Annotated in this window: 2 protein-coding genes; both read left to right on the top strand. The window is 59.8% G+C overall.

What is annotated here, in order from left to right; all coding sequences use genetic code 11:
• The first annotated feature begins 425 nt into the window (after positions 1-425).
• Positions 426-1,577, top strand: a complete 1,152-nt coding sequence (macA, locus tag K0H48_RS02680; protein ID WP_219266303.1) for a macrolide transporter subunit MacA — start codon at positions 426-428, stop codon at positions 1,575-1,577.
• Between the two features lie 3 nt (positions 1,578-1,580).
• Positions 1,581-3,539, top strand: coding sequence for a MacB family efflux pump subunit (locus K0H48_RS02675; protein WP_138815794.1), 1,959 nt, complete (start codon positions 1,581-1,583; stop codon positions 3,537-3,539).
• Positions 3,540-3,641 lie beyond the last annotated feature (102 nt).

Here is a 3,641-nt window from a genome sequence, read left to right as displayed (position 1 = left end):
GGGGGGGATGCCGGGTACATATCCGTTGTTTTTGTGATGACGACTTAAGGTTCCGCCCTGACGGCGGGTCACTTTTGGCAAACGCCCCAAAAGTAACCAAAAGGTCTTCGCCCCACCACTTGGTGCCTCGCCTAGGCTCGGCATGCCCTCACTCCGGCCATCGTGGTTAACGGGGCGCCTCAGATCAAAAGCAGATCAAGATCAAAAGCAGAGCACGGCGGCCTGAAAGCCGACCTGAGTGGTTAGATCAAAAGCGAAAAGCGGATTTGCATGCACCTGGGATCTGCTTTTCTGTGGGAGCTGGCTTGCCTGCGATGCAGACACCTCGGTGTGTCAGGTACACCAAGTTGATGCTATCGCAGGCAAGCCAGCTCCCACACTGGACCGTGCCGTTGTAGGCCCTCTTCATCTTTTTATGGTCATTTATGGAAAAGTCAAAGTTTCGCAAAATTGGAATGCTCGCGGTGTTGGCGGTTGCCATTGGCCTGGTGGTGTACACGGTGCAGGCACCCGCCGACGCGCCGCAGTACCTCACTGCCACGGCTGAACGCGGTGATATCGAGAATGCGGTGTTGGCCACCGGTTTGCTCGAGGGCATCAAGCAAGTCGATGTCGGCGCGCAGGTGTCGGGGCAGTTGAAGTCGCTCAAGGTCAAGGTCGGCGACAAGGTGAAGAAGGGCCAGTGGCTGGCTGAAATTGACCCGCTGATCCTGCAGAACACCTTGCGCAAGGCCCAGGTGGATGAGGAAAACCTGCAAGCCCAGCGCCGCGCCACGGCGGCGCAGCTCAGGCAGGCCAAGTCGGTATATGAGCGCTACAAGGGCTTGCAGGTTGACGAGTCGGTGTCGCGTCAGGATTTTGAAGATGCCGAGTCCACGTTCCAGGTGCAGCAGGCCAACCTGTTGTCCCTGGATGCGCAGATCAAAAGCGCGCATATCCAGATCGACACCGCCAAGGTCAACCTGGCGTATACGCGCATCGTCGCGCCCATCGACGGCGATGTGGTCGGCATCGTCACGCAGGAAGGCCAGACGGTGATCGCCAGCCAGTTGGCGCCGGTGCTGCTCAAGCTGGCCGACCTGGACACCATGACCGTCAAGGCCCAGGTGTCGGAGGCCGATGTGATTCATATCAGCCCCGGCCAGCAGGTGTATTTCACCATCCTGGGTGAAGCCGACAAGCGCTACTACGCCAAGTTGCGTGGCACGGAGCCGGCGCCGCAGAACTTCCTCGAAACCCAGACTGCCGGTACGCCCAAGCAGAACACCGCGGTGTTTTACAACGCACTGTTCGATGTCCCCAACCCGGACCATCGCCTGCGCATCGCCATGACCGCACAGGTGCGTATTGTGCTCGACACCGCCCAGGCGGCGTTGATGGTGCCGGTGGCGGCACTCGGCGCGCGCAATAACGACGGCACTTACCCGTTGCGGGTGCTGGACGCCAAGGGCAAGGCAGTGTCGCGGGATGTGAAGACTGGCATCAATAACAACGTCAAGGTGCAGATCCTGGAGGGCCTGGCCGAGGGCGACAAAGTGGTGATCGGCGATGCTACCCCAGCCGTGGCGGGGAACTGAACCATGACCCAACCCCTGTTGGAGCTCAAGGGCATTACCCGCAGTTTCATGGCCGGCGAGCGCGAGTTCATTGCGCTCAAGGGCATCGACCTGACGATTCATGCCGGCGAAATGGTCGCGATCATCGGCGCTTCGGGTTCGGGCAAATCCACCCTGATGAACATCCTCGGCGGCCTGGATTACGCTACCGCCGGCAGCTACAAGATCAACGGTATCGAGACCCGCTCGCTGGGCGATGAACAGTTGGCGGAACTGCGCCGTGATTACTTCGGGTTTATCTTCCAGCGCTACCATTTGCTCGCGCACTTGAGCGCCTTGCACAACGTGGAAATGCCGGCCATCTACGCCGGTACGCCGGAGAGCCAACGGCACAGCCGCGCACGCGATCTGCTCACGCGCCTGGGCCTGGCGGGGCACACCACTCACCGCCCGAGCCAGCTCTCCGGTGGCCAGCAACAGCGCGTGAGTATCGCCCGGGCCTTGATGAACGGCGGTGAAGTGATCCTCGCCGACGAGCCCACCGGCGCCCTCGACACCCACAGCGGCAAGGAGGTGATGCGCATCCTCGCCGAGCTGCACGCGGCCGGGCACACGGTGATCATCGTCACCCACGACCCCAAGGTGGCGGCCAATGCTCAGCGCATTGTCGAGGTGTGCGATGGCGAGATTGTCAGCGACAAAGCTAACGACAGTGTGGGGTTGGACCTACCCACCGAGGCGCCGATCGAACCCAAACGCAGCGGCGCTCGGCGTTTGGTGGCGAGCCTGGGGCTGTTCAAGGAGGCCTTCAACATGGCCTGGGTCGCGCTGATTTCCCATCGCATGCGCACTTTGCTGACCATGCTCGGTATCGTCATCGGCATTACCTCGGTGGTGTCGATCTCGGCGATCGGCGAGGGCGCCAAGCGGTATGTGCTCAAGGACATCCAGGCCATTGGCAGCAACACCATCGATATCTTTTCCGGCACCAGTTTCGGCGACAGCCGTGCGTCGGCCATCGAGACATTGATGCCGTCGGATGTGGAGGCGCTGAACCAGCTGTATTACGTCGACAGCGCCACGCCGGTGGTGGGGCGCAACCTGTTGCTGCGGTTCGGCAATATCGACCTGGATGCGCAGGTGAATGGCGTAAGCGATCGTTATTTCAAAGTGAAGGGGCTCAAGCTCGAAGCCGGGATTGCCTTCAGCGAAAGTGATGCGCGGCGTCAGGCGCAGGTGGTGGTGATTGACCACAACACTCGGCATCGCCTGTTCGGGCCGAATGTGGACCCGCTGGGGCAGGTGATCCTGGTCGGCAATCTGCCGTGTACGGTGATCGGGGTGACGGCTGACAATAAAAACATGTTTGCTGCCAGCAAGGCGTTAAACGTGTGGGTGCCTTATGAAACGGCGGCGGGGCGGCTGTTGGGGCAGCGGCATCTGGACAGTATTACCGTGCGTATCAAGGATGGGCAGCCGAGTAAGGTGGTTGAAGACAACGTCAACAAGCTGATGCTGCAGCGGCATGGGACCAAGGATTTTTTCACCAATAACCTTGATAGCATCATGCAGACGGTGCAGAAAACCAGCCGGTCCCTGGCGTTGCTGTTGTCGCTGATTGCGGTGATTTCGTTGTTGGTGGGCGGGATTGGGGTGATGAATATCATGCTGGTGTCGGTGACTGAGCGTACCCGTGAGATTGGCATTCGCATGGCGGTGGGGGCACGGCAGTCGGATATTCGCCAGCAGTTTTTGGTGGAAGCGGTGATGGTGTGTTTGATCGGCGGGGTGATTGGGATTTCGTTGTCTTACGCCATTGGTTATCTGTTTTCGCTGTTTGTGAAGGAGTGGGAGATGGTGTTTTCCGTGGGGTCGATTGTGACTGCTTTTGCGTGTTCGACGTTGATCGGGATTGTGTTTGGGTTTGTGCCGGCACGTAATGCGGCGCGGTTGGACCCGATTGAGGCGTTGGCGCGGGATTGACTGGCTTTGGTGGCGGTTTGTCGGTGTGTGTATCCGTTATTTGGGTGATGGCGGCTTAGGGTTCCGCCCTGACGGCGGGTCACTTTTTGAAGGACCAAAAAG

Origin of the sequence: Pseudomonas sp. Xaverov 259 (assembly GCF_019352915.1) — a bacterium.
In the GTDB taxonomy this organism is placed as follows: domain Bacteria; phylum Pseudomonadota; class Gammaproteobacteria; order Pseudomonadales; family Pseudomonadaceae; genus Aquipseudomonas.
Note: the sequence above shows the minus strand (reverse complement) of the source record. Positions and strands in the feature narration are given on the sequence as shown.

Coding starts and splice junctions, on each gene's coding strand:
- macA (WP_219266303.1), top strand. CDS start 426: ATGGAAAAGTCAAAGTTTCGCAAAATTGGAATGCTCGCGGTGTTGGCG.
- K0H48_RS02675 (WP_138815794.1), top strand. CDS start 1,581: ATGACCCAACCCCTGTTGGAGCTCAAGGGCATTACCCGCAGTTTCATG.